The 25,577-nt window shown below is 66.6% G+C and carries 22 protein-coding genes; 10 read left to right on the top strand and 12 right to left on the bottom strand.

Annotated features, from left to right (window positions below; translation table 11 throughout):
* Positions 1-133: 133 nt before the first annotated feature.
* The 5 genes from ABTZ94_RS00110 to dnaA form a co-directional block, all read right to left on the bottom strand.
* Complete coding sequence (locus tag ABTZ94_RS00110; RefSeq protein WP_351196120.1) at positions 134-649, bottom strand: DciA family protein; 516 nt, start codon at positions 647-649, stop codon at positions 134-136.
* Between the two features lie 62 nt (positions 650-711).
* A complete protein-coding gene (gene recF / locus ABTZ94_RS00105; protein WP_351195883.1) occupies positions 712-1,842 on the bottom strand; it encodes a DNA replication/repair protein RecF in 1,131 nt (376 codons plus the stop codon).
* An 86-nt stretch (positions 1,843-1,928) separates the two neighbouring features.
* Positions 1,929-2,807: a phosphogluconate dehydrogenase (NAD(+)-dependent, decarboxylating) gene (gene gnd / locus ABTZ94_RS00100; protein WP_093895043.1), complete on the bottom strand. Its 879-nt coding sequence runs from the start codon at positions 2,805-2,807 to the stop codon at positions 1,929-1,931.
* Positions 2,808-2,938: 131 nt separating this feature from the next.
* Entirely contained in the window at positions 2,939-4,069 is a 1,131-nt protein-coding gene (gene dnaN / locus ABTZ94_RS00095; RefSeq protein WP_351072338.1) for a DNA polymerase III subunit beta, read from the bottom strand.
* 1,013 nt (positions 4,070-5,082) lie between these two features.
* A complete protein-coding gene (gene dnaA / locus ABTZ94_RS00090) occupies positions 5,083-6,873 on the bottom strand; it encodes a chromosomal replication initiator protein DnaA (protein ID WP_351195880.1) in 1,791 nt (596 codons plus the stop codon).
* Between the two features lie 381 nt (positions 6,874-7,254).
* Here dnaA and rpmH point away from each other — a divergent pair, with 381 nt between their 5' ends.
* The 9 genes from rpmH to ABTZ94_RS00045 all read left to right on the top strand — a co-directional run bounded on the left by rpmH (position 7,255) and on the right by ABTZ94_RS00045 (position 14,141).
* Positions 7,255-7,392 (top strand): 50S ribosomal protein L34, encoded by a 138-nt coding sequence (rpmH, locus tag ABTZ94_RS00085; protein WP_030930485.1) that lies wholly within the window; start codon positions 7,255-7,257, stop codon positions 7,390-7,392.
* 18 nt (positions 7,393-7,410) lie between these two features.
* Positions 7,411-7,782 (top strand): ribonuclease P protein component, encoded by a 372-nt coding sequence (gene rnpA, locus ABTZ94_RS00080; RefSeq protein ID WP_093895046.1) that lies wholly within the window; start codon positions 7,411-7,413, stop codon positions 7,780-7,782.
* Positions 7,779-8,138, top strand: a complete 360-nt coding sequence (yidD, locus tag ABTZ94_RS00075; RefSeq protein WP_351195878.1) for a membrane protein insertion efficiency factor YidD — start codon at positions 7,779-7,781, stop codon at positions 8,136-8,138. The genes rnpA and yidD overlap by 4 nt, the downstream gene beginning before the upstream one ends.
* A 3-nt stretch (positions 8,139-8,141) precedes the next feature.
* A complete protein-coding gene (gene yidC / locus ABTZ94_RS00070) occupies positions 8,142-9,407 on the top strand; it encodes a membrane protein insertase YidC (protein WP_351195876.1) in 1,266 nt (421 codons plus the stop codon).
* A gap of 14 nt (positions 9,408-9,421) precedes the next feature.
* The gene (locus ABTZ94_RS00065; RefSeq protein ID WP_114245516.1) at positions 9,422-9,931 is read left to right on the top strand and encodes a Jag family protein; all 510 of its coding nucleotides are present in this window, start codon (positions 9,422-9,424) and stop codon (positions 9,929-9,931) included.
* A 109-nt stretch (positions 9,932-10,040) separates the two neighbouring features.
* Positions 10,041-10,757 carry a 16S rRNA (guanine(527)-N(7))-methyltransferase RsmG gene (gene rsmG, locus ABTZ94_RS00060; RefSeq protein ID WP_351195874.1) on the top strand — a complete coding sequence of 239 codons (717 nt, stop codon included), beginning with the start codon at positions 10,041-10,043 and terminating at the stop codon, positions 10,755-10,757.
* 291 nt (positions 10,758-11,048) lie between these two features.
* On the top strand, positions 11,049-12,125 hold the full coding sequence (locus ABTZ94_RS00055; RefSeq protein WP_351196118.1) for a ParA family protein: 1,077 nt from the start codon (positions 11,049-11,051) through the stop codon (positions 12,123-12,125).
* Entirely contained in the window at positions 12,122-13,222 is a 1,101-nt protein-coding gene (locus ABTZ94_RS00050; protein WP_351195872.1) for a ParB/RepB/Spo0J family partition protein, read from the top strand. Before ABTZ94_RS00055 ends, ABTZ94_RS00050 begins: the two co-directional genes overlap by 4 nt.
* 301 nt (positions 13,223-13,523) lie before the next feature.
* A complete protein-coding gene (locus ABTZ94_RS00045; protein WP_351195870.1) occupies positions 13,524-14,141 on the top strand; it encodes a GNAT family N-acetyltransferase in 618 nt (205 codons plus the stop codon).
* An 80-nt stretch (positions 14,142-14,221) separates the two neighbouring features.
* Here the strand turns inward: ABTZ94_RS00045 and trxA are convergent, their stop codons facing one another.
* The 7 genes from trxA to ABTZ94_RS00010 form a co-directional block, all read right to left on the bottom strand.
* Positions 14,222-14,554, bottom strand: coding sequence for a thioredoxin (gene trxA / locus ABTZ94_RS00040; RefSeq protein ID WP_351195868.1), 333 nt, complete (start codon positions 14,552-14,554; stop codon positions 14,222-14,224).
* A gap of 42 nt (positions 14,555-14,596) precedes the next feature.
* Positions 14,597-15,559, bottom strand: a complete 963-nt coding sequence (gene trxB / locus ABTZ94_RS00035) for a thioredoxin-disulfide reductase (RefSeq protein WP_351195866.1) — start codon at positions 15,557-15,559, stop codon at positions 14,597-14,599.
* Between the two features lie 133 nt (positions 15,560-15,692).
* Positions 15,693-16,640 carry an anti-sigma factor family protein gene (locus tag ABTZ94_RS00030; RefSeq protein WP_351195864.1) on the bottom strand — a complete coding sequence of 316 codons (948 nt, stop codon included), beginning with the start codon at positions 16,638-16,640 and terminating at the stop codon, positions 15,693-15,695.
* Complete coding sequence (gene sigM, locus ABTZ94_RS00025; RefSeq protein WP_351195862.1) at positions 16,637-17,341, bottom strand: RNA polymerase sigma factor SigM; 705 nt, start codon at positions 17,339-17,341, stop codon at positions 16,637-16,639. The genes ABTZ94_RS00030 and sigM overlap by 4 nt, the downstream gene beginning before the upstream one ends.
* Before the next feature lie 166 nt (positions 17,342-17,507).
* Positions 17,508-19,223, bottom strand: a complete 1,716-nt coding sequence (locus tag ABTZ94_RS00020) for a protein kinase family protein (RefSeq protein ID WP_351195860.1) — start codon at positions 19,221-19,223, stop codon at positions 17,508-17,510.
* A 128-nt stretch (positions 19,224-19,351) separates the two neighbouring features.
* Positions 19,352-21,517 carry a murein biosynthesis integral membrane protein MurJ gene (murJ, locus tag ABTZ94_RS00015; RefSeq protein ID WP_351195858.1) on the bottom strand — a complete coding sequence of 722 codons (2,166 nt, stop codon included), beginning with the start codon at positions 21,515-21,517 and terminating at the stop codon, positions 19,352-19,354.
* 49 nt (positions 21,518-21,566) lie between these two features.
* Positions 21,567-23,864, bottom strand: a complete 2,298-nt coding sequence (locus tag ABTZ94_RS00010; protein WP_351195856.1) for a DUF6049 family protein — start codon at positions 23,862-23,864, stop codon at positions 21,567-21,569.
* Positions 23,865-24,047: 183 nt separating this feature from the next.
* Between ABTZ94_RS00010 and ABTZ94_RS00005 the strand changes: the two genes are divergently transcribed.
* Complete coding sequence (locus tag ABTZ94_RS00005) at positions 24,048-25,490, top strand: CCA tRNA nucleotidyltransferase (protein ID WP_351195854.1); 1,443 nt, start codon at positions 24,048-24,050, stop codon at positions 25,488-25,490.
* Positions 25,491-25,577: the final 87 nt, after the last annotated feature.

The following is a 25,577-nucleotide window of genomic DNA, read 5'->3' as shown; positions in this document are numbered from 1 at the left end:
TTTCAACCACCACATACCGGCACAACACGGATGCGACGGACAGCACCGCCGAGAAGACAGCACAGGGCCGGGACTGGATCCGCAACACAGCCCCACAGCGTGCGAAAACAAGAAGAAGGCCAGCTCAGACGCCTCAGCCGTACGTATCGCCAGGACCGGTGCTGCCCGGCGCCCGCAGCGGACCGAACCTGCGCTGCGGCCCTCCCGGCCCCAACACCTTGATCAACCGCACCGTGCCATGCCCCAGATCCGCATTCAGCCGGGCCACCAGCTGGGGCGCCAGCAACCGCAGCTGCGTCGCCCACGCCGTTGAATCGCACTGCACCGTCAGCACCCGCTCGTCCGGACCCTCGTCATACCGCAACGGCACACAGTGATTGGCCAGATCCTCACCGACGATCTGCGGCCAGCGCCCCATCACCCCGCCCACCGCCGCAGGCGTCTCCCAGCCACGCTCAGTGATCAGACGATTGATCGCAGCACCCAGCGGCAACGGATCACGCCCATCCGCCCGCGCCCCCGAACGCAGCCCACCACCCCGCCTGGCCTGCTTCTTCTGCTGCGCCGCAGCACCACGCGCCCGCGCCTGCTCCTTGGCCGCACGCAACGCCACCCGCGCCAGATCGACACCCGACGGCTCCGGCTGCATCCCTTCCACCGGCCGCTCCTGCGATCGCTCCCCAGAAGCCCCGGACGTCTCACCACGGCCGCTCACAGCCGCTCCACCTCACCTGCGGACACCGCATACCGCGTCCCCGCCAGCACACCCGGAACATCGTCGTCCACCGCAGCCGTCACCAGCACCTGTTCGGCCGGAGCCACCAACTCCGCCAACCGCTCACGACGACGCGCATCCAGCTCGGCAAAGACATCATCCAGCACCAGCACCGGCTCATTGCCTTCACCTCGCAGCAAATCGTACGAAGCCAGCCTCAGGGCCAGCGCATACGACCAGGACTCACCATGGCTCGCGTACCCCTTGGCCGGCATCCCCCGCAACCCCAGCAACAGATCATCACGGTGCGGACCGACCAACGTCACACCCCGCTCGATCTCCTGCTTACGCACATCCACCAGGGCCGCGATCAGCTGCTCGTAGAGCTCCTCACGCGTACGCGCCGAATCCACCCCCGCACCGACCGAACTCCGGTACTCCAACGCCACCGGCCCACCGCCCGGCGCCACATCCCCATACGCCTTGTCAGCCAGCGGCTGCAACGCAGCGATCAGATCCAGCCGCTGCGCCAGCAGCTCCGCCCCCACCCGCCCCAGATGTTGGTCCCACACATCGAGCGTGGACAGATCCATCGACCGGCCACCGTGCCTGCGCGCCATCGCCGCTGACTTCAGCAGGGTGTTGCGCTGCTTCAGCACCCGCTCGTAGTCCGAACGCACCCCCGCCATCCGCGGCGAACGCGCCGTGATCAGCTCGTCGAGAAAACGCCGACGCTCCCCGGGGTCCCCTTTGATCAGCGCCAGATCCTCCGGCGCGAACAGCACCGTACGTATGATTCCCAGCACATCACGGGGCCTGACCTGCGACGATCTATTGATCCGGGCCCGATTGGCCTTGCCCGGATTGAGCTCCAGCTCGACCAGCTGCGAACGCTCACCCTGCGTTACGGCGGCCCGGATGACAGCCCGGTCCGCGCCCATCCGCACCAGCGGCACATCGGAGGAGACCCGATGGCTGCCGAGTGTCGCAAGGTATCCGACGGCCTCCACCAGATTCGTCTTGCCCTGGCCGTTGGCCCCCACGAAAGCGGTGACGCCCGGATCGAGTGGTACCTCGACCCGGGCGTACGAGCGGAAGTCGGCCAGCGAGAGATGCGTGACATGCATGGGTGTACGCCGACCTTCCCGGCTTCCTGCTCCGTGCTCCGTAGTTACGGGTCCGACGCCTTGGCCCGGCCCGCTCCTCGTTGCGGTTACTTCTTGTTCTCGACCGCGTGGCCACCGAACTGGTTGCGCAGCGCGGCGATCATCTTCATCTGCGGGGAGTCGTCCTGCCGCGAGGCGAAACGCGCGAAGAGCGACGCCGTGATCGCGGGCAGCGGCACCGCGTTGTCGATCGCGGCCTCCACCGTCCAGCGGCCCTCACCGGAGTCGGCGGCGAAACCACGGAGCTTGTCGAGGTGCTCGTCGTCGTCCAGCGCGTTGACCGCCAGGTCGAGCAGCCAGGAACGGATGACCGTGCCTTCCTGCCAGGAGCGGAAGACCTCGCGCACATCGGTGACGGAGTCGACCTTCTCCAGCAGCTCCCAGCCCTCGGCGTAGGCCTGCATCATGGCGTACTCGATGCCATTGTGGACCATCTTCGCGAAGTGGCCGGCGCCGACCTTGCCCGCGTGGACGGAACCGAAGTCGCCCTCGGGCTTCAGCGCGTCGAAGACCGGCTGGACCTTCGCCACGTTCTCGGCGTCGCCGCCGTACATCAGCGCGTAGCCGTTCTCCAGGCCCCAGACGCCGCCGGAGACGCCGCAGTCCACGAAGCCGATGCCCTTGATGCCCAGCTCGACCGCGTGCTTCTCGTCGTCCGTCCAGCGAGAGTTTCCGCCGTCCACGACGATGTCACCGGGCGAGAGGAGCCCGGCCAACTCGTCGATGGTGGCCTGGGTCGGAGCACCGGCCGGCACCATCACCCAGACGACCCGGGGGCCCTTCAGCTTGCCCACAAGCTCTTCGAGGCTGTGGACATCGGAGACGTCCGGGTTGCGGTCGTAACCGATGACGGTGTGGCCTGCGCGGCGGATGCGCTCGCGCATGTTGCCGCCCATCTTGCCGAGGCCGACGAGACCGAGCTCCATCAGAGATTCCTTAAGCGTTGTGCCGATTCGTACCCACGGCCGAGCCTACGCCCGGCCGGGGACAGAGCGACGGGCATGCTCGGCGCCGAGCGTGCCCGTCGGGAACTGCCGTTGCAGGACCGATGGCCGGGTCAGCCGGAAAGGCGGACCGGCATGATCAGGTACTTGTACGTGTCATCCGCCTCGGCATCCACGGCCGGACGGCCACTGAGCAGCGCAGGCTTGGTGGACGTCGTGAACGAGAGCTGGGCGACCGGGGAATCGATCGCGCTCAGCCCGTCCAGCAGGAAGGTCGGGTTGAAGGCAATCGAGATGTCATCACCCTCCAGCACCGCGTCGACCCGCTCCACAGCCTGTGCATCGTCGCTGGAACCCGCCTCCAGGATCAGCACACCCTGCTCGAAGCTGAGCCGCACCGGAGTGTTCCGCTCGGCGACGAGAGCCACACGCTTGACGGCCTCGACGAACGGAGCGGTCTCGATGACCGCAACCGAGTTGAACTCGGTGGGGAACAGCGTCCGGTACTTCGGCAGATCGCCTTCGAGCAGTCGCGTGGTCGTACGCCGGCCCGCGCCCTCGAAACCGATCAGGCCCTCACCGGCACCCGAGCCGGACAACGCCAGAGTCACCGTGTCACCGCTGGTCAGCGCCTTGGCGGTGTCCAGCAGCGTCTTGGCGGGCACCAGGGCGACAGCCGAGGCATCCGGGTTCTCCGGCTTCCAGAGGAACTCACGGACCGCGAAGCGGTAGCGGTCGGTGGAGGCCAGGGTGACGGTCTCACCCTCGATCTCGATCCGCACACCGGTCAGGACCGGCAACGTGTCGTCACGGCCCGCGGCGATGGCGACCTGGGCGGCGGCCGAGGCAAAGACCTCACCAGGGACCGTGCCGGTCGCGGTCGGCATCTCCGGCAGCGCCGGGTACTCCTCCACAGGAAGGGTGTGGAGTGTGAATCGCGAGGAGCCGCAGACCACGGTGGCTCGTACACCGTCTGTGGAAATCTCCACCGGGCGGTTGGGAAGGGCGCGGCAGATGTCGGCCAGCAGCCGGCCGGAGACCAGCACCGTGCCGTCCTCCTCGACCTCGGCATCCACCGAGACCCGGGCCGAGACCTCGTAGTCGAAGCTGGAGAAGCTGAGGGCGCCGTCCTCAGCCTTCAGCAGAAGGCCCGCAAGAACGGGCGCCGGCGGACGGGCCGGGAGGCTACGGGCCACCCAGGCCACAGCCTCCGCGAGTACATCGCGCTCCACCCGGATCTTCACCGGAACCGCCTCCTGCTGTTGCTCGCTCGCCCTGCTGGCCTTCGTCGTCTGATCGGGTCTCCCACCGATGACAGCGGGAGGACGCCGGGGACCAGTCTGACGTACGGCACCGACACTCGGTGCTGCTCGGGGTCAAGTCGCGACAAGAGGCTCGGGGAGCTCCGGCCCCGAGTTGTGCACAGGCCCCACTTCGAAGCGGATTCCGGGCTAACTCTAAGTGGCAGTAGTAGTAGGGCCTGTGGAAACCGTGGATAACGTCGTTTTCGCAGGTCAAGCCCAGTTTTTTGTCCACCGCCCCTGTGGGTGGCACCGGTGGACAACCCGGCGCTTCTGTGGACACACGAAAGTTCTGCACACCCGATGCACAGGACAGGGGGGTTTCTCCCCAGGGCTGTCCCCAGCTTTACCCACGTTCCCCACAGCCCAACCGGCCCTCGTGGTGTGACGCCTTTCACTCGGCGCAGTGAACGGCGGTGTTGGGTTGCCGAACAGTGGACAGGGGTGTGGAGAAGCTCGAGGAAGCTGGGGACAACGCGGCCCGGGCTGTGGGCCGACGGTGGACAACATCATCGGCTCCCTGTGGACGAATATTTTGTCCACAGGCTGTGGATGGTGGTTGACCACAAATCCCCAGGCTCTTGACCTGGCCTGATGGAGTATCGGCAGTTGCCCCTGTGGAAGCAATATGGACAACTTCCGGATCCCCAGGCTGTGGAGGGGAAAATCTCCCCAGATCTGTGGAGAACGGACGGCCGGCGCCGGGTATTCGAACACCGTGACTGCATCGGAGCCTCGGAGAGCGGGGTCGGAGCGGACTTCGGAGGCTTCGGGAGGGCTCGGGAAGGGCACCGGGATGCCTTCGAGAGGGTTCCGCGGCATCACCGGGAAGCTCTGGGGGTGCCTTCTGGAAAGGCTTCGGCAGGCCTTGAACAACGAAGAAGGGCGCCTGGGGAACCATGACAGGGTTCCCCAGGCGCCCTTCCGGCGCGTACAGAGCGTGTGCCGGTGGTCCGTCAGCCGTTCTTAATGCGGTTGGTGAGCTCGGTGACCTGGTTGTAGATGGAGCGTCGCTCCGCCATCAGCGCGCGGATCTTCCGGTCCGCGTGCATCACCGTCGTATGGTCGCGGCCACCGAACTGCGCACCGATTTTGGGCAGCGAGAGATCGGTCAGCTCCCGGCAGAGGTACATGGCGATCTGGCGGGCCGTCACCAGCACGCGGCTGCGCGAGGTTCCGCAGAGATCGTCGACCGTCAGACCGAAGTAGTCCGCAGTCGCCGCCATGATGGCCGTCGCCGTGATCTCCGGAGCCGAGTCCTCGCCACCTGGGATCAGATCCTTCAGCACATGCTCGGTCAGCCCGAGGTCCACCGGCTGGCGGTTGAGACTGGCGAAGGCCGTGACCCGGATCAGCGCCCCCTCCAGCTCCCTGATGTTCCGGGAGATGCGGGAGGCGATGAACTCCAGTACCTCCGGCGGGGCATTGAGCTGCTCCTGCACGGCCTTCTTACGGAGGATCGCGATCCGCGTCTCCAGCTCCGGCGGCTGCACATCGGTGGTCAGACCCCACTCGAAACGGTTCCGCAACCGGTCCTCCAGGGTCACCAACTGCTTGGGTGGCCGGTCCGAGGACAGCACGATCTGCTTGTTGGCGTTGTGGAGCGTATTGAAGGTGTGGAAGAACTCCTCCTGCGTCGACTCCTTGCTCGCCAGGAACTGGATGTCGTCGACCAGCAGGATGTCCACATCGCGGTAGCGCTTGCGGAAGGTGTCGCCCTTGCCGTCGCGGATCGAGTTGATGAACTCGTTGGTGAACTCCTCGGAGCTCACGTACCGCACCCGGGTACCCGGGTAGAGACTGCGGGCGTAGTGCCCGATGGCGTGCAGCAGGTGGGTCTTGCCGAGTCCGGACTCCCCATAGATGAAGAGCGGGTTGTACGCCTTGGCGGGTGCTTCGGCGACGGCGACCGCCGCGGCGTGCGCGAATCGGTTGGATGCACCGATGACGAAGGTGTCGAACAGGTACTTCGGATTCAGCCGGGCCGCCGGCTCGCCGGGGCCGGACGTGGGAGCGGGCTGTGCGCCCATCGGCCCGGTGGCGCCGCCGGGCCGTCCGGTGCCGACCCCGCCAGGGCGGTGCTGGGGGTCCTGCATGTCGTGGCGTTCGGGGCGCTGTTGCTCGTAACTCTGGCGCTCGGGCGGCTGCGACCGGTAGTCGTGCTGCGGCTGCTGGGGGTGGCCGGTGTACGGCTCGCGCCACTGCTCCGCTGAGGTATCGCGGTCCTGGAATCCGCCGAGCCGGGGCTGCTGCCAGGAGAGGTCCTCCTGGGTGCGCGGCCACGCACCGGGGTCGGGGCGCTGCTGCTGGTAGTCGGGGTAGGCGGGCCGGGCGGTCGGCATGCCGTCGTCGGAGGGCCGGTGTCCGTATCCGTCGTACGCGTCGTTGTGCTGACGCTCATCGTGCTGCGGTCCCTGGTAGCGGTGCTGCTGAGACTGGTGCATCGGAGGCGCGGGCGGGCTCGTAGGTTCGCCGGCGGAGTCGTCGACGGTGATCGCGATACGGATCGGGCGGCCGCATTCGCGGCTCAGTGTCTCGCTGATGAGCGGCGCGAGCCGGCCTTCCAGGACTCGCTTGCCCCATTCATTGGGGACGGCGAGCAGCGCCGTGTCGGCGACCAGCGCGAGCGGCTGGCAGCGCTCGATCCACTGCTTGTCCTTCGGCTCGATGCCCTGCTGGCCCTCCCCGAGGAGTTGCTCCAGCACTCGTGGCCACACTGCGGCAAGATCGGCAGGTACATCAGCCACAAGGCACGCTCTCTCGCTGGTCCCACGAATGTGTGGTTCTCGGGACGGGATGGGTCGGGATGGGTGAGGACCGGCAGGCAGGAAGAAAAAGAGCCGGAGTTCAACCACGGTAGTCAGGCCGACCCGCGTGGTTCAAGTCGTTGTCCACAGGCTGTGCACAGCGGGGGGTTCCGTGGAGCCGGTTTGACCGGATGGCGTAGCCGCGCGTACCGTGACCAGGTCGAGTTGTCGATGGCTGCTGCCGCCTGCCTCCGATGGGCAAAGATCACGATCTGTGATCATGAAGCGGTGCACTAGGGCGTTTACGCGAGTCTCTCGTGGGCGCACGGTGACAGCCAGGCGATGTCCCGCCAACACACGAGTCATTTCTGGAGCCCCCGAGTGAGCAAGCGCACCTTCCAGCCGAACAACCGTCGTCGCGCGAAGACCCACGGCTTCCGGCTGCGTATGCGCACCCGTGCCGGCCGCGCGATTCTTGCGTCCCGCCGTGGCAAGGGTCGCGCCAACCTGTCCGCCTGATCGCTTACAGGTCATGACGTGCTGCCTACCGAGAATCGGCTGAGGCGGCGCGAGGACTTCGCGACCGCAGTACGTCGAGGACGCCGGGCCGGCCGCCCGCTACTCGTCGTTCATCTACGCAGCGGTGCAACGGACCCGCACGTGACTGGGGAGAATGCTCCCCCGCCGCGTGCGGGTTTCGTTGTCAGCAAAGCTGTGGGTGGAGCGGTTGTGCGCACAGCGGTGAAGCGCAGGCTTCGCCATCTGGTCCGCGAGCGGCTGGCCCTGCTGCCCCCCGGTAGCCTGGTTGTCGTACGAGCGCTGCCCGGAGCGGGCGACGCTGACCATGAACAGCTGGCCCGAGACCTGGACGCCGCTTTGCAGCGGCTGCTGGGAGGGGGCGCGCGATGAAGTACCCGCTGCTGGCTCTTATCAAGCTGTATCAGTGGACGATCAGCCCACTTCTCGGGCCTGTCTGCCGTTACTACCCGTCGTGTTCCCACTATGGATATACGGCGATCGACCGCCACGGAGCGCTCAAGGGAACTGTGCTGACGGCCTGGCGCATCCTGCGGTGCAATCCGTGGTCGCCCGGTGGCGTGGACCATGTTCCACCACGTAAACGTCCGCGTTGGCACGAACTGCTGCGTAATGCCATGCGCGGTAGTAAGGGCGGGGACTCCGCCGCTGATGTGCCTCCCGGGGGGTCGGTTTCCGAACCTCCGAGCCCGGCCGCAGAGACTTCGCCCAATGCTCAAGGAGCCTGATTAGTGGACACGATTGCCAGTCTGTTCAGCTTTATCACCTGGCCTGTTTCATGGGTCATCGTCCAGTTCCACAAGTTGTACGGAGCGATCTTCGGCGATGACACGGGCTGGGCCTGGGGCCTGTCCATCGTGTCCCTGGTGGTGCTGATCCGGATCTGCCTGATCCCGCTTTTCGTTAAGCAGATCAAGTCGACCCGGAACATGCAGGTGCTCCAGCCGAAGATGAAGGCGATCCAGGAGCGCTACAAGAGCGACAAGCAGCGTCAGTCCGAAGAGATGATGAAGCTGTACAAGGAGACGGGCACCAACCCGCTCTCCTCGTGCCTTCCCATCCTGGCGCAGTCGCCGTTCTTCTTCGCCCTGTATCACGTGCTCTCGGCCATCGCCTCGGGCAAGACGATCGGTGTCATCGACCAGCCGCTGCTCGACAGCGCCCGTCAGGCACACATCTTCGGTGCTCCGCTCGCTGCCAAGTTCATGGACACCGAAGCGAAGGTCCAGGCACTCGGCGCCTCGCTGTTGGACGTCCGTGTCGTCACCGCGGTCATGATCGTGATGATGTCGGCGTCGCAGTTCTTCACCCAGCGCCAGCTGATGACGAAGAACGTCGACCTGACGGTCAAGACGCCCTACATGCAGCAGCAGAAGATGCTGATGTACATCTTCCCGCTGATCTTCGCCGTCATGGGCATCAACTTCCCCGTCGGTGTCCTCGTCTACTGGCTGACCACCAACGTCTGGACCATGGGTCAGCAGATGTACGTGATCAACCAGAACCCGACCCCGGGCAGCAAGGCGCAGGACCACTACCTGGGTCGTGTACTGAAGAGCGTCACCGCTCACGGTGAGGTTCGTGGCAGGACCAAGCGCAATACGATCAAGCGGATCGTGTCCAAGGGCTCGGATCGCAATGACATTGAGCGGAAGTTCATCACGGGACTGGCCAAGCTGGGCTTCGCTGCTCAGGAGGACGGCACAGTGATCAAGAGCGATACGGCTCTTGCCGAGTCCGAGGGCGGAGCCGCGCAGCGGCGTCAGCAGCCCAAGCGCCAGACCAAGGCCCAGCGTCAGACCGGTGCTGCCCAGCAGGCAGGGGTCAAGGACACTGACTCCACTGAGTCGGGATCCAAGACCTCTCTGCAGAAGCCGGACGAATCGCAGGACGACAAGCCCAAGCCGGCGGGCAAGCCCGCGTCCGGCTCCTCACGCCAAGCCAAGTCCGGACAGCGCAAGGGCCCGCAGCGGCCCAAGCACCCGTCCAAGAAGTAAGAAGGAGTCCATCCGTGACGGAAGGCACCACCTCCACGGCCGCTGAGGGCAGCGACACCTTGACCCGCCTTGAGCAGGAGGGCGAGATCGCAGCGGACTACCTCGAGGGCCTGCTCGACATCGCCGATCTCGACGGCGACATCGACATGGACGTCGAGGCGGACCGGGCCGCGGTCTCGATCATCAGCGACTCGGCACGTGATCTGCAGAAGCTCGTGGGCCGCGACGGTGAGGTGCTGGAGGCGCTCCAGGAGCTGACGCGGCTTGCTGTGCACCGGGAGACCGGTGACCGCAGTCGGCTGATGTTGGACATCGCAGGCTTCCGGGCCAAGAAGCGGGCTGAGCTCGCCGAGCTGGGTGCCAAGGCCGCGGACGAGGTCAAGAGCACCGGTGAGCCGGTGAAGCTGGACCCGATGACGCCGTTCGAACGCAAGGTTGTGCACGATGCGGTCGCGGCCGCTGGTCTGCGCAGCGAGTCCGAGGGCGAGGAGCCGCAGCGCTTCGTCGTCGTTCTCCCGGCCTGACCGGACCCTTGTTCTGTCGGCCCCGTCTGATCGTAGGCGGGGCCGATCTTTGTCAGCCTGATAGTCAGCCACCCACAGTGCGGTAGTGCGGTATGGAAGGACGGTTCCCGTGACGGCGGAAGTAGAGCTTCCCCAGGCGCCCGAAGGGGCGCGGGCGGTTTTCGGTGAGTTCTTCCCGGAGGCTGTCCGGTACGCGGAACTGCTGGCAGATGCCGGGGTGAAGCGGGGGCTGATCGGTCCACGTGAGGTGCCGCGGTTGTGGGAGCGGCATCTGCTGAACTGTGCGGTGCTCTCCGAGGTCGTGCCTGAGGGCGTCACGGTCTGCGATGTGGGCTCCGGTGCGGGCCTTCCGGGTATCCCGCTGGCGCTGGTGCGTCCGGATCTCAAGATCACCTTGCTGGAACCTCTGCTCCGGCGGACGAATTTCCTCCAGGAAGTTGTCGAGCTGCTGGGCCTGGACCATGTGACGGTCGTGCGTGGCCGGGCCGAGGAGGTTCTTGGAACGCTTCAGCCGGTTCACGTTGTGACGGCTCGGGCCGTGGCGCCGCTCGATCGGCTGGCCGGCTGGGGGGTTCCGCTGCTGCGTCCGTACGGAGAGATGCTGGCACTCAAGGGAGATACGGCCGAGGAGGAGATTGTCGGCGCGCGTGCGGCCTTGAGTAAGCTCGGTGTGGTGGAGACCGAGGTGTTGCACGTCGGACAGGGCGTTGTCGATCCGATGTCGACGGTAGTGCGTGTGGTCGTCGGGGAGAGTCCGGGCGGTGTGAGGTTCGCCGCAAAGAGGGCCAAGGCCGCGAGGACGAGCCGTACGAGGCGTCGTCGCTGACCCGTCCGGTCACACTGCGAAATTAACCATTGCGCACAGTTCGCGGCATCTCTCGGTGATGCTCCCACAAGCGGCCGTACATGCCCCACGCGGAGTGTCGTGCCCCTGTAGCTAGGCTGCAGGGGCATCGTGTTTCACGTGAAACGTCGCTCTCTGCTGCATGGGATTATCAGCCGCGGTCGCGCGGCTGCCGCGCCGCGGCATCGCAGGCCCGTTAGGGCTACGGAGTTGTCCACAGAAGTGGATTCATCCACAGAAGAGCGGGCCTCGCTGGTTCACGACCCCGAAACCATGGCAGGCTCTGTCCATTGCGAGTCTGAAGTCGAGGAGAGTGAATCCTTGCGGTCCGACGCCAACATCGCGGGACCGATGGCCGATCCGGTCCCCGGTCCCCGAACCGAATCGGCGGGGGAGGGTGTTTCACGTGAAACACCGCCGCCGATGGATGACACACCCATCGGTCGCGCGGCCCAGCTGGCGGTCGAGGCCCTTGGCCGTGCCGGCGACGGCTTGCCCCGTCCTGACCGGACACGCGTCATGGTGGTGGCCAACCAGAAGGGTGGGGTGGGCAAGACGACCACGACGGTCAACCTTGCCGCCTCGCTTGCGCTTCACGGCGCACGTGTTCTGGTGGTCGACCTTGACCCGCAGGGGAACGCCTCTACGGCTCTGGGTATCGATCACCATGCCGAAGTCCCCTCCATCTATGACGTCCTCGTGGAGAGCAGGCCGCTCTCCGAGGTGGTTCAGCCTGTTCCTGACATCGAAGGCCTCTTCTGCGCCCCCGCCACTATCGATCTCGCCGGTGCGGAGATCGAGCTGGTTTCGCTGGTGGCGCGGGAGAGCCGCCTTCAGCGGGCGATCCAGGCGTATGAGCAGCCGTTGGACTACATCCTTATCGACTGCCCACCCTCGCTCGGTCTGCTGACGGTCAATGCGATGGTCGCCGGTGCCGAGGTGCTGATCCCTATCCAGTGCGAGTACTACGCGCTGGAAGGGCTGGGGCAGCTACTGCGCAATGTGGACCTGGTGCGGGGGCATCTCAACCCCGCTCTTCATGTGTCGACGATTCTGCTCACCATGTACGACGGCAGGACCAGACTCGCTTCGCAAGTCGCGGAGGAGGTGCGCAGCCACTTCGGCAAGGAGGTGCTGCGGACGAGTATTCCGCGGTCGGTGCGGATTTCGGAGGCACCGAGCTATGGGCAGACCGTGCTGACTTACGACCCGGGTTCGAGTGGGTCGCTGTCGTACCTCGAGGCGGCGCGTGAGATCGCCCTGCGGGGTGTCGGGGTGCAGTACGAGGCCCAGCATGCCCACACGGGCAATGGGAACAGCCAGCAGAGCATTTCGGAGGGGATTCAGTGAGTGAGCGTCGAAGAGGGTTGGGGCGTGGGCTAGGTGCCCTGATCCCCGCCGCTCCGCAGGAGAAGCAGGTGCCGTCCACGGGGGTGGGCTCAGCCTCTCCTGGGGCGGGTCCTGTCATGACGGCAGAGCGGGGGGTGGCTGCTGCGAAGGTGGCCAGTCTTGCGTCCGCTTTGGTTGTGCCGGAGCCGAGTACGCCGGTTTCGGAGTCCGAGGCAGCTGCAGAATCTGCGGGAGCCGCAGGAGCGTACTTTGCCGAGGTTCTTCTCGGCTCCATCACCCCGAATCCTCGTCAGCCCCGTGAGGTGTTCGACGAGGACGCACTTGCCGAGCTGGTGACCTCCATCAAGGAGGTGGGTCTTCTCCAGCCGGTTGTGGTGAGGAAGACGGGTCCGGAGCGCTATGAGCTCATCATGGGTGAGCGGCGCTGGAGGGCCTGCCGTGAGGCGGGTCTGGAACGGATCCCGGCCATCGTCCGGGCTACGGACGACGAGAAGCTTCTCCTGGACGCGCTCCTGGAGAACCTTCACCGGGCTCAGCTGAACCCGTTGGAGGAGGCAGCCGCGTACGACCAACTGCTCAAGGACTTCAAGTGCACGCATGACCAGCTGGCCGACCGGATCGGGCGTTCCCGCCCGCAGGTGTCCAACACGCTGCGACTGCTGAGGCTGTCGCCTTCGGTGCAGCGGAGGGTCGCAGCCGGGGTGCTGTCGGCCGGTCATGCGCGGGCGCTGCTGTCCGTGGACGACTCGGAGGAGCAGGACAGGCTGGCACATCGCATTGTGGCCGAGGGGCTATCGGTGCGTGCGGTCGAAGAGATTGTGACCCTCATGGGCTCCAGGCCCACGAGCGCTGCCAAGGCCAAGGGGCCGCGGGCCGGTGGCCGGGTGTCGCCTGCTCTGTCCGATCTTGCTTCCCGGCTCTCGGACCGCTTCGAGACCAGGGTGAAGGTCGACCTCGGACAGAAGAAGGGAAAGATCGTCGTCGAGTTCGCATCGATGGAGGATCTGGACCGCATTCTTGGCAGCCTGGCACCGGGCGAGGGGCGTGTGCTGGATCGGGGCCCCTCTGAGGACCCAGTCGAGGGCGACGAGGACTGACCTCTGCCCGATGGGCTGGGACGGGCTGTGTTCCGGCATCCACCGGAACACAGCCCGTCCTTTGCTTTCTCTCAGTGTCGGCTTCATCTCTGGGTGGATACGATGCGTTCTGGTATGGCACATCCGGCTTGAGCCACCCCGGCGGAGGGAGGGCCATGCGATCAGTGAGCCGCAGCCGACTGGTGACAGTGGGGCTGGGCCTGGGGGCTGTCGGAGGGTTCGTCGGCAGCCTGCTCCTTGAACGGAGTGCACTGGCTGTCGCACGCGATGCGGCGGGCGAAGGAAGCGAGGAACAGCTTTCATGGGGCGTCGGCTCGTACCGCTCACACTGGACAACCTTTCCGATCTCCCCAGGCGTTGCCGCTCGTGTGTCTTCTGGGAACTTGATCCGGTCAGCGGGGAAGCTGCAGTAAAGGCGGGAACGCCCGAGCTGGAAAAAGAGGCGTGGATCTCGGCCGTTCTGCTGGAGTGGGGATCGTGCGGCCGCGTTGTCTATGTCGACGATGTGCCGACGGGGTTCGTTCTCTATGCACCGCCTGCCTACGTACCGCGTTCGACGGCTTTTCCGACGAGCCCCGTCTCCCCCGATGCCGTGCAGTTGATGACTGCCTGGATCGTGCCGGGATACCAGGGGCAGGGGCTGGGCCGGGTCATGGTGCAGACCGTCGCCAAGGACCTGCTGTGTCGGGGATTCAAGGCGATCGAGGCTTTCGGCGATGCCCGGTGGAAGGAGCCTGCCTGTGTGCTTCCCGCAGATCATCTCCTCGCTGTCGGCTTCAAGACCGTACGGCCGCATCCCGTTCATCCGCGGCTGAGACTGGAACTGCGTTCGACGCTCTCCTGGAAGGAGGACGTCGAGCTGGCACTGGACCGGTTGCTGGGTGCCGTCCAGAAGGAGCCGGCGCTGCGGCCCTTGTGATCCGAGAGTCCACGACAATGTGAAACGGGTCCATCCCCGAGGGGATGGACCCGTTTCACGTGAAACAGCGGACTGCGGTCCTACTCGCCGATGAAGGCTTCGAGGTCGCGGAGGATCGCGGCCTTCGGCTTGGCGCCGACGATGGTCTTGGCGACCTCGCCGCCCTGGTACACGTTCAGGGTCGGGATGGACATGACGCCGTACTTGGCGGCCGTGGCCGGGTTCTCGTCGATGTTGAGCTTGACGATCTCGATCTGGTCGCCGTGCTCAGCAGCGATGGCCTCCAGGGACGGCGCGATCTGGCGGCACGGACCGCACCACGCGGCCCAGAAGTCCACCAGCACAGGCTTGTCGCTCTTCAGGACGACCTCGTCGAAGGAGTCGTCGTTCACGTTCTTCAGGGCGCCGGCCACGGCGGCCTCCTTAACTTCTTGGGGTGTGGGGTGAGGCGTGGATCAGACGGTGGCCGCAGCGGCCTTCTCGTCGTCGGCGAGCGCAGCGAGGAAGCGCTCGGCGTCGAGAGCGGCCGAGCAGCCCGTCCCGGCAGCGGTGATGGCCTGCCGGTAGGTGTGGTCGACGACGTCACCGGCGCCGAAGACGCCGGTCAGGTTGGTGCGCGTCGAGGGGGCTTCGACCTTGAGGTAGCCCTCCTCGTCGAGATCGAGCTGGCCCTTGAAGAGCTCGGTGCGCGGGTCGTGGCCCACCGCGATGAACAGGCCGGTCACCGCGAGCTCGGACGTCTCGCCGGTCTTGGTGTTCCGAAGGGTCACGCCTGACAGCTTCTGCTCGCCGTGCACTCCGGCAACCTCGCTGTCCCAGGCGAACTTGATCTTCGGGTCGGCGAAGGCTCGGTCCTGCATGGCCTTGGAGGCACGCAGCGAGTCGCGGCGGTGGACGATGGTGACCGACTTCGCGAAGCGGGAGAGGAAGGTCGCCTCCTCCATCGCGGTGTCGCCGCCGCCGACCACGGCGATGTCCTGGTCCTTGAAGAAGAAGCCGTCACAGGTGGCGCACCAGGAGACGCCACGTCCGGAGAGGGCGTCCTCATTGGGCAGGCCGAGCTTGCGGTGCTGGGAGCCGGTTGTCACGATGACGGCCTTGGCGCGGTGCACCGTACCGGCCGTGTCGGTGACCGTTTTGATTTCTCCGGTGAGGTCAACGGAGACGACATCGTCGGGGACGAGCTCGGCGCCGAAGCGTTCAGCCTGGGCACGCATGTTGTCCATGAGCTCCGGGCCCATGATCCCGTCCTGGAAGCCCGGGAAGTTCTCCACGTCGGTGGTGTTCATCAGCGCGCCGCCTGCGGTGACGGCGCCTTCGAACACCAGCGGCTTCAGCGAGGCACGTGCGGTGTAAAGGGCGGCCGTGTAGCCCGCAGGGCCGGAGCCGATGATGATCACATTACGGGCGTCGCTCACGGGTTTCTTCCTCGTCTCTGCAGACTGCCTACTGTCAACGTTTACTGGGGTCGGTTCAACGACTCTCACCCCACCCAACGGATCCTACGGGGGATGCATTCCCGGCGTGCCGGGGCGGCGTCCGGCGCGATTCTCAGGGGCGAGCGTAGGCGTGGGTCAGCAGTAGCTTCCCCTTGGCAGCGGGCTTCTCCCGGACGCAGGCCGCGTCGACGACATACGCCTGGACGCGGGTCGCGTCAGAGGGGTGAGGCAGCACGACGAGGAAAGCATCTGAGCCTTCGTAGGTGCCTTCTTCCACGGCGAGGGCCGCAGTCTTCCGTCCGATGCCCTGCTTCACACAGCTCGGGACTGACACGACGGGTGCGCGCAATGGCGTTTGAGTTGACTCGGACGCGGGAGGGTGACTCTTGGGCGTCGACTGCGCTTCGACGGATGGCGCCTGCTTCTCAGTGCCGACACCGTCTGAACCTGATCGCTTCGTGCCAGCACTCAGAAGGAGCGTTTGCACCCGGCCTTCAAGCGTGGACTCTGAGAAAGCTGCGGCGCCTTTTGCCGCTGAGCCTGAGCCGTGGTCCGCCGCCTTGAGGGAGGAGTCCTCCTGGGACGGCTGGACGTTCTGCAGCATGAAGAAGCTCACACCGACCACGGCTGCACCGAGAGCGGCGCCGAGTACAGCTGTCCGGCGGCGTCGGACCGGTTGACGGCCAGGGCCGGTGGTCGCCCTGGGATGCCCTGCGGGGCGGTCCGAGGAACTGAGCTCTGCGCCCGGCTTCTGTGCCAGGGACAGTTCTGTTTCACGTGAAACATGTGCCGAATCAGCGGGCGCCGTGGTGCTGAGGGCTTCGGTGGCGAGTGCGGCGTCGATGCGGCCTGCGATGTCGTCGGGCATGTGCTGTGGCGCGGGCACAGTGCCGAGCAGCTCGCGGATCTCTATGAGTGAGGCATGGACATCACCGCAGAGTTCGCAGTCATCCACATGGCTGCGTACCTCTGCCGCATGTGACGGCGGGAGCAACCCTTCCGTGAGATCGGAGATCTCCGAGACATCCGGGTGCTGGGTCGTGTCGGTCGTTGATGTCATGTGCGCCCACCTCCGCCCTTCACCGCAGCAGGATCGCTTGCCCCCGCATCCCTCGGCCCTGATGCCGGTGGGACGGATGCGCGCGGCGTCCGGTTCCTTCCCACGGTTGGTTCATCGGCTTCTGTGCCTTTGCCGCGCAGATGAGTGAGCAGAGGGGCCAGCCGGGCTCTGCCCCGTGCACAGCGGCTCTTCACGGTGCCTGTCGGCACATCGAGGATGCGTGCCGCCTCGGCCACGGGGTAACCCTGCATATCCACGAGGACAAGTGCGGCACGCTGCTCGGCGGGGAGAGTGGCGAGTGCGGCCAGGAGCTCGCGGTGCAGATCCTGGCGCTCCGCCGGTGCGTCTGCGGATTCGTGCGGCTCGAGGAGCTGCTCGAACCGTTCGGTGTCATCGATCGGAGAGGTCTTGCGGGTGGCGGCCTTGCGGACCCGGTCGAGGCAGGCATTGACGGTGATGCGGTGCAGCCAGGTGGTGACGGCGGACTGGCCTCGGAAGGTGTGGGCGGCCCGGAAGGCGGAGACCAGGGCGTCCTGGACGGCGTCGGCGGCTTCTTCGCGATCGCCCAGGGTCCGCAGTGCCACGGCCCACAGCCGGTCGCGGTGGCGTCGTACGAGCTCGCCGAAGGCGTCGGGTTCACCGGCCACATGGCGAGCGAGGAGGTCTGAGTCGCTGAGTGGTTCCGACGGCTCGGCGGCCACCTCCCCCTCCCTCCCTCTCTCTGCGTCAAGGTGCGTCTGTCTATCACGTTCGGGTGAGCAAGGGCAGAGCGCGGCACATACCCAGGAGTCCGGTGCCGGGATGCGGGTGTCCCGGTCCAGTCGCAGGGCAGGCCGGCGGTAGCGTGGCTCTCACCGGCCTGACCAGTCAGCCGAGTACAGAGATCTCAGAGATCCCGCCCCGGTAGCCGTCAGCTGATCCATCCGACGGTAGTTCGGTGACATGGATCAGGACATAACGGGTTCGTACGGGCTCGGTGAACCTCTCGTTCAGGTCGCTTCCCGTCGTTGTCAGCTTCGTGAGCCGCCGGGAGAAGTCCGAGAGGGACGACGGGGCGGAGGCGTTCTCACCAGCTGCCAGGACCTCGGCCTTCTGCCCGCTGCGGTACATCTGGACCTTGATGCCGGTGACGTTCCGGACGCTGCCCAGGTCGACGACTATGCCGCTGCCCTCTCTGCGGTTCGAGTAGTTGCCGAAGTTCGCGTAGCCCACATAGCGCGGTGTGACCCAGGCAGTGCTGGAGCTGCCGTCGACTGCCATGGGTGCGTCGTTCTGGCTTATACCGGAACCGCTGGGCATGAACTCCGTCGCACCGGCGATCCGTAGCGGTTTGGCTGCGGGGCGCGGTTTGTTGTCGCCGTTCTCCGGGGTGGTCTGCGTGGTGTCCTCAGTCCCGGAGTCGTTTCTGCGGTCGAGGAGTGTCTCAGCGAGTTGCCAGCTACCGAGGCCCAGGGCGGCGATGAGCAGCGCAGACACCGCCCACTTGAGGGCCTTGCCGGTGCGGCTCTGGAGCGGGGCCGGTGGCACGGCGATCACGGGCTGGGTGGCGCCGGGGGACGTGGGCGGGCGTCCGTAGGTGCCCTGCTGGTAGGTCGTGCGCTGATACTCCGGGGGCGCCGTGAACGTGGGCTCCGGAGGACGGATGCGAGGCATCGCAGCAACGGCCTTGGCCAGCTCGTCCGGGGTAGTGCACGGCTGCTCTTGCCGGGAGGCAGTGGCGCCGTCATTGGCGAGTGCGCGCATGGCGAGCTCGGAGAGGCCGCGGTGAACACCGGCCCGCACCTGGTCAGGGGCGATCAGCCCCACTCCCTTGGGTAGCCCGGGCAGGCCATAGGCATCGGTCTCGTACGGCCAGCGCTGCGTCAACGCTGCGTAGAGAAGAGCACCGATAGCCTCGGTGTCGGCACGCTGCGGACCGTCGGCGGTGATGCCCCGCAGGGCGGCGTTCACCGCGAGGCCGCGGATCCGGTACTGCCCGGTCGAGCTCCGCAGCACCGCGCCCGGGGTCAGCCTCAGATGCGCGAGACCTTCTCGATGCGCGGCTGCCATGGCCTGGGAGACCTGGCTGACAAGCTGGTACGCGTCGTGCGCGTCCATCGGCCCGGAGGCCAGCAGGGAAGTGAGCTCGGTGGCGTCAGGGAGCCACTCATGGACGACGTAGACGAGGTTGTCCTCCTCCACCGCGTCGAGTACCTGCACGAAGCGCGGGTCGCCGAGCAGGGCGGAGGAGCGGGCTGCGGCCAGCACGGAGCGGGCTCGGGGGTGGTCGGCGGGGAGCAGATGAACGCCCACCGCGCGGCGCAGTTTCTCGTCCACAGCGCGCCAGCTGCTGAATCCGTCCAGACGGGTGACGCACTCTTCGAGCCGGTAGCGTCTGGCGAGTTTGTGCCCGCTGTGCAGATCCGGGGTCGGCAAGGTGGCCTCGGTGCTGATGCGCTCACCGTCCGTATCCTGCGGCTTTGTGCCCGTTGTGTCCTGAGCTTCTGCCGTCCCGTCGGTCGTGGCCTCGTCCGCCTTGGCGGCCAGCGGTTCATCACCGCTGTTGTCGGCCACGTCGACGGCAGCCGTGCTACGTTCCGCCACCGTCGTTCCTGCCTCCCCATCCGTTGCGCGATGCCAGCCAGCTCTGCACAGTCACGCCAATTGTGCCCACACTCCGGCGCTATGCACGACACGCAAAGGGCGGTGATGGTTGTGCGGGCCGTTGATCCTCAGCGCCCGAGCCGCCCTCGGACCATGCCGACCATGCCGTTGATCTCTTCGATCCGCATCCGCTTGGCCGCGACGAAGAAGACGCCCAGCAGAACGGCCCCACCGCAGATCAGCGCGACGAGTGAGCCGAAGGCGCCTTCGCCGAGGCCCAGGAGAACAGCGAAGCCGACGCCGCCGCCGAGCGCCGCTGCCGGGATGGCGGCCAGGCACAGGCGGGCGTAGGTGCGGACGACGTGGGCGCCGTCCAGATCGCCGCCCAGCCGGTTGCGCAGCCGTCGCCAGGCGATACCCACGCCGACGGCGTAGGCGAGTCCGTACGAGGCAGCCATGCCGACCACGGCCCACTGGGCCGGCAGGATCACGTAGCAGAGGGCCGAGGCGGCCGCGTTGACCGCGGCGACGATGACCGTGTTGTAGAAGGGCGTCCGGGTGTCCTCGTAGGCGTAGAAGCCTCGCAGCACCACGTACTGCACGGAGTACGGGATCAGGCCGAGACCGAATGCCATGAGGATGAAGCCCATGGACCGGGCCGCTTCGGTACCCGCGGAGGCATACAGCAGGGTGCACATCGGCAGGCCGAGGGCGAGGAACATGAAGGCCACCGGCACGATCGCCACGGCCGAGTTCCGCAGTCCCTGAGAGATGTCGTCGCGGACGGCGCCCGGGTCGTCGTCGTGGGCGGCGCGGGAGATGCGGGGCAGCAGGGCCGCCATGACCGACACGGTGATGATGGCCTGCGGCATGCCCCAGATGAGCTGGGCGTTGGAGTAAGCGAGGAAGCCGGTGCCGTCCTTGCCGGACAGTTTGCCCGCCGAGGTCGCGAGCTGAGTGACGACAATCACGCCTGCCTGGTTGGCCAGGACGAACAGGACGGTCCACTTGGCCAGCTTGACCGTCTTGCCGAGCCCGTGTCCCTTCCAGTCGAAGCGCGGCCGGAAACGGAAGCCGGCCTCACGCAGATACGGGATCATGGCCAGGGCCTGGACGACCAGACCGAGCAGCGTGCCGATACCCAGGAGCCGGACGCCCTCCGGCGGAATCGTCTGAACACCCATCTGGGATTCGGCGGAGGTGCCGTACACCCAGATGAACATGCCGAACGTGAAGATCATGACGATGTTGTTGAGGACCGGGGTCCACATCATCGCGCCGAACCTGCCGCGGGCGTTGAGGATCTGCCCCATCACGACATGCACGCCCATGAAGAAGATGGTCGGCAGGCAGTACCGGGCGAACGTCACTGCGACGCTGTTGGCGGCCGCGTCCCTGGCGATCGTCGGCGACATCATGTGGATCAGCCACGGAGCGGCGAAGACCGCGATCGCGACGATCACACCGAGCGCGACCATCACGAGGGTCAGCAGCCGGTTGGCGTAGGCCTCGCCGCCGTCCTCGTCGTCCTTCATGGAACGGACGAGCTGGGGAACGAAGACCGAGTTCAGCCCGCCGCCGACGGTGAGGATGTAGATCATCGTCGGCAGTGTGTAGGCGATGGTGAAGCTGTCGCCGAGGAGTGCCGCACCGAGAGCAGCGGTGATCACGAGGCTGCGGACGAACCCGGTGAGCCGGGACACGAGCGTGCCGGCCGCCATGACCGCGCTGGATTTCAGCAGGCCGGAGGCGCGGCCACCGGACTTGGGCGGTGCGGGCGCCGGGGCCGGGGCAGGCTCGGGCTCGGCCGGAACGGGGGCGGGTCCTGCCGGGCCCTGCTGGTCCCGGAGCAGGTGCGCGAAGGCATCCGGCTGCTCGCGGGACTGGGACGCCTGGCTGACGAGATCGTCCACCCCGACGAACTGGGTGCTCGCCGGGTCATCGCCGTAGGGCAGGTGTTTCGACGGGCCGTCGGGCTCGGGCGGCGGGGTCTGCGCCCAGATCCGTGGATCGGGTGCGTACTGCGCCGCGGGCGGCCGTTGGTAGAGCGGCTGGGGCTGCTGGTAGGTGCCAGGGGGCGGCGGCGGGTGCGCGGCGCGGTCGTACAGCGCCTCGGCCACCGGGTCCTGGACGGACAGATCCTGGGCGCGGTAGGGATCGTGGTCGTACGCGGCCTGCACGTACGGATCGGGCGTCGGCGGAAACTGGCCCGGTCCGGGCGGCATCGGGGGCCCGCCGGAAGACCCCGCTCCGCCCGCACCCTGACCACGGTCACCGTCGTACGGCGCGTTCATCGAAACCCCACCTCATCGTCCCCGGCCGACAGGCCACGACACACATCGCTCAACGTTCCACTTTCTCACCCGAGCCTGACGGCTCCCCGCTTTCCGGACCGGTGTCCGGGGTCGGGTCACTCGGCTGCTCGGGTTCACCACCGTCGTCCCCGGCCGCGCCGCCCGCGTTGGCACGCTTGCGATGGGTGTACATCCTGATGCCTGCGAGGACCAGAAGCAGCAGTCCACCGGCGATCACCAGCAGCACGGTCGGGGTGAGCTCGGAGACCTTCACGGTGAAGGTCATCTCTCCGCCGTACGGTGTGCCGTCCTCGGTGTAAAGCTGGGCGGTCATCTGCACCTGGCCATTGACGTTGGCCGCGGCGTCGAACTTCACGGACTGGCTGTGGCCGCCGGAGATCCGGATCGGCTGCTCCGCCACGGCTCCGCCGTCGTTCAGCTTGAGCCGAGTCGCGTTCTCCGACTTCAGCCGGAGCACCAGATGGTCCACGCCCTGCAACAGCCTGTTCTGCACGGTCACCGGGATCGTGGCGCTGCGGCCGGACAGGGTGACGTCCGACTTCGAGATGAGCTGAACCTCGTTGATGAGGCCCTGCAGATAGGTGCGTACCGAGTCCTGGTACTGCTGGGCCTCCAGCGGCCTGCCACGCCACGACGTCGACATGGACCGGTTGACCGCGTTGCCCAAGGGGGTCACCACCCGCTCGGGCCGGGTGAGGATGACCTGGAAGTTGTCGAGCGAGACCTGGGTGGACTTGATGTCCTGGAACGCCTGGGTGGGCAGCTCCTGGCTGCGGAGCTTCTTCGGGTACTGCGATGACCCGGGGACGCTGGTTGTCGCGTCCGCGTCGGGCTTCGCCTCGGCGGCGTCCACGAGCCCGAGAGGCTCTGTCCAGCGTTCGTCATCGAGGGCGTGCAGGGCGACGGCCATCGACTGGGCCTGGGCGACCGTCGGCATCCGCTGAGGTGCGACGACGATGCTTCGTTCCGCGTCGGTGTCCTGCTCGGTCAGAGCGAGGGTCAGAGCGAGGAACTTCTGCACGGCGAGGGTGGAATTCCCCGCCTTCGACATATCGCCCTGGAAGGCCGTGGAGAGCCGCGCGTCGGAGACCACCGCGGTGGTGCCGCCGCCGATCGGCCGGGCCGCGGTCGGCGTGTACGGCAGATCGCCGGTCTCCTCGAGGCTGTCGCTGCGGGCGATGACCTTGTGGGCACCCGCCGAAGTGGCGACATCGACGATCGACGGGTCGATCGCCCCGTCGACGGGCCACGCGAAGTCGGTCGACGGCTTCACATGCAGGATGGTCTGCACCGTTGTCCCGGCCACCTCCGTGGCGGTCTGCAGGTGGCTGAGGGTGCCCGACACGTTCTTGCCACGGTGTGCGATGGACGCCAGATCAGGGTCGGCGAACGGCAGCGCGATGACCTTGCCGTCCGAGACCGCGGCCTCCAGTGAGGCGAGCCACTTCTTTGCGACGGCCTGGTTCTTCCCGGCGACAGTGGTGTCGCCGGACTTGACGCGGTAGTTCCTCGCCATCGCGTCGACGCTGGCCAGCAGATCAGGGTCGATCACCCATGTCACGGGCAGCTGACTGCCGAGCGAGACCAGCTGTTCGAGGCGTCCGCCCGGAGCGAGTTCGGCGGCGAGGTCGTCGTCCGCGAACACGGGCGTCTGCTGATCGTCGGAGCCGGTCTCAGCAGTGACATGGGCCGATGCGATGAGCGGCCAGAGATAGGTGACCTTCGTCTTGGAGTCACGCTCCTCTTCCTGCCAGGGCAGGAAGGTGCGCTGGATCCCCAGCACCTGCTCGTACCGGGCCTGGGGGGTCTGCCCCGACAGCGACACACCGAGCTGGTAGACGCCGTCGTCGCCGAGACCCAGTTTGCCGACCGGTACGGACAGTGTGAAGTCCTGGCTTATCCCGGAAGGAAGCTTCGCGAACTTCACCGTGTACTTGCCGCCGAGCGGGGCAGGGTCGCTTCCAGGGACGGACCCGGTGCGCTTTGCAGCGGTGTCGATCGACGTTCTGCCGAAGAGCTTCGGGCCCACTCGCAAGTCGACCTTCGCCTGCCTGATCGTGTCCTTGCCCTTGTTGGTCACGGTGCCGGAGATGGTCAAGGTGTCCCCCTTCACCGGCGCGCTCGGCGCGACGGTGTTCAAGGACACACTGACTGTTTCGGAGACGGTGGGGACCTTGGCGGTTCCGCCGGCCTGTGCGGTGGGCGCGGCCGGTCCGGCCAGCAGGGCTACGACGAGCGGCGCCCCGATGATCAAGGAGGCTGTGCGCCGCAGCCACCGGCGGGCAGGAGAGGGACCGATCCCCTGAATGTCTGCCGCCTCGGCCACGCGCCTACCCGTCCCTCGTCGTTGTCAGCTGCTGTCGATGGTTGTCGGTTGCTGCGTCCCCGCATGGTAACGATGTGCGCGGGTGCCAAGTGCTAGGGAGTCCGCTACATGATCGGAAGAGTCTCGCAGGGCGGGACGAAACCAGGACGACCGGGCCGGTCCGGGCACGTACCCTTTTCTGTTGTGTCGAACGCCAATGAAGACAGCTCCCGTGCCCTGACCCAGGTGCAGCACCGCGCAGTCAGTGAACTGCTGCGGGTGTCCCCGGTCGCCGACGACCTCGCCCGCCGTTTCCAGGATGCCGGATTCAGTCTCGCCCTGGTCGGCGGCTCGGTCCGGGATGCGCTTCTCGGCAGGCTCGGGAACGACCTGGACTTCACGACCGACGCCCGCCCCGAGGCCGTACTGAAGATCGTCCGGCCGTGGGCCGACTCGGTATGGGAGGTCGGGATCGCCTTCGGCACCGTGGGCGTCCAGAAGGACGGCTATCAGATCGAAGTCACCACATACAGGTCGGAGGCGTACGACAGGACCTCGCGCAAGCCCGAGGTGTCCTACGGCGATTCCATCGAGGAAGACCTTGTCCGTCGTGACTTCACGGTCAACGCGATGGCCGTAGCGCTTCCGCAGAAGGACTTCATCGATCCTCACGGCGGTATTGAGGACCTGGCCGAGCGTGTACTGCGCACTCCCGGCACACCCGAGGAGTCGTTCTCCGACGATCCGCTGCGCATGTTGCGTGCTGCTCGCTTCGCCGCGCAGCTGGACTTCGATGTCGCCCCCGATGTGGTCACGGCGATGACGGAAATGGCCGGGCGCATCGAGATTGTCTCCGCCGAGCGAGTCCGGGAGGAGCTCAACAAACTGCTGCTCTCCGGCAACCCCCGCAAGGGTCTGGCGCTGCTCGTCGACACGGGGTTGGCGCAGCAGGTGCTGCCTGAGCTCCCCGCCCTGCGCCTGGAAAGTGACGAGCATCACCGTCATAAGGATGTCTACGAGCATTCGCTGACTGTCCTGGAGCAGGCGATCGGCCTGGAGGAGGACGGCCCTGATCTGGTTCTGCGCCTTGCTGCTCTCCTTCATGACATCGGTAAGCCGAGGACGCGGCGCTTCGAGAAGGATGGGCGCGTCTCGTTCCATCACCACGAGGTGGTGGGTGCCAAGATGGTCAAGAAGCGGATGGCCGCGCTCAAGTACTCCAACGACATGGTCAAGGACGTCGCGAAGCTCGTGGAGCTTCATCTGCGCTTCCATGGCTACGGCGACGGTGAATGGACCGACTCCGCGGTACGCCGGTATGTGCGTGATGCTGGGCCCCTGCTGGGGCGACTGCACAAGCTGACCCGATCGGACTGCACCACGCGGAACAAGCGCAAGGCCGCTGCCCTTTCGCGGACCTACGACGGGCTTGAGGAGCGCATTGCGCAGCTGCAGGAGCAGGAGGAGCTGGATGCCATCCGGCCCGACCTCGACGGCAACGAGATCATGAAGGCCCTGGGGGTCGGTCCTGGGCCGGTGATCGGCAAGGCCTATGCGTTCCTGCTGGAGCTGCGGCTGGAGCACGGGCCGATGGAGCATGACGTGGCGGTCGAGAGGCTCAAGAAGTGGTGGACCGCGCAGAACTGAGGCCGCCGGAGGCTCGACCAGCAGGAGTGAGGAACGGGTCGCGGTCATGTTTCACGTGAAACATGACCGCGATCTGGTACGGCGAGG

The organism is Streptomyces sp. NPDC002785 (genome assembly GCF_040295565.1).
GTDB lineage: Bacteria > Actinomycetota > Actinomycetes > Streptomycetales > Streptomycetaceae > Streptomyces.
Note: the sequence above shows the minus strand (reverse complement) of the source record. Positions and strands in the feature narration are given on the sequence as shown.

Excerpts from the sequence above, each read along its gene's own strand:
- yidD (WP_351195878.1), top strand. The coding sequence starts at position 7,779 with ATGAAGTACCCGCTGCTGGCTCTTATCAAGCTGTATCAGTGGACGATC.
- ABTZ94_RS00110 (WP_351196120.1), bottom strand. The coding sequence starts at position 649 with ATGCAGCCGGAGCCGTCGGGTGTCGATCTGGCGCGGGTGGCGTTGCGT.
- ABTZ94_RS00045 (WP_351195870.1), top strand. The coding sequence starts at position 13,524 with ATGGGGCGTCGGCTCGTACCGCTCACACTGGACAACCTTTCCGATCTC.
- murJ (WP_351195858.1), bottom strand. The coding sequence starts at position 21,517 with ATGAACGCGCCGTACGACGGTGACCGTGGTCAGGGTGCGGGCGGAGCG.
- recF (WP_351195883.1), bottom strand. The coding sequence starts at position 1,842 with ATGCATGTCACGCATCTCTCGCTGGCCGACTTCCGCTCGTACGCCCGG.
- ABTZ94_RS00055 (WP_351196118.1), top strand. The coding sequence starts at position 11,049 with ATGGCAGGCTCTGTCCATTGCGAGTCTGAAGTCGAGGAGAGTGAATCC.
- ABTZ94_RS00030 (WP_351195864.1), bottom strand. The coding sequence starts at position 16,640 with ATGACATCAACGACCGACACGACCCAGCACCCGGATGTCTCGGAGATC.
- gnd (WP_093895043.1), bottom strand. The coding sequence starts at position 2,807 with ATGGAGCTCGGTCTCGTCGGCCTCGGCAAGATGGGCGGCAACATGCGC.